The sequence below is a fragment of the Halomonas sp. SIMBA_159 genome, assembly GCF_046536035.1.
Lineage (GTDB): Bacteria > Pseudomonadota > Gammaproteobacteria > Pseudomonadales > Halomonadaceae > Vreelandella > Vreelandella venusta_A.
Genome location: NZ_JAWJBT010000835.1, coordinates 1 through 263, shown reverse-complemented (window position 1 = coordinate 263; position 263 = coordinate 1). Strand labels below are relative to the sequence as shown.

The 263-nt window shown below is 55.1% G+C and carries 1 protein-coding gene; it reads right to left on the bottom strand.

The annotated features are described in order from the left end of the window. The coding region (locus R0J87_RS21565; RefSeq protein ID WP_498888855.1) for a hypothetical protein at positions 1–263 on the bottom strand (263 nt) is incomplete at both ends.

The window sequence follows — 263 nt, the reverse complement described above, 5'->3', positions numbered from 1 at the left end:
ATTGAGGCGTTCAAAATAGCCGGATAAGCCGAGCAGCAGACGGCGTTTGGCTTTCAGAGTTTTGCCTTGCGCCAGCAGCAATCGGGCACTCAGTAACTGCTTGAAGCAATAAAGAAAAGGGCGCTGCGCGGGCAGTAATCTGTGATGCGCGCGCTGGGCTATCTGGTTCAGCGTCTGGTGGAGCTGACGGCGGGCGCGCTGATCATCCAGACTGAAATACAATTGCTCGAAGCTGGCACTGAATTCGGCCAGGCAGATAATCC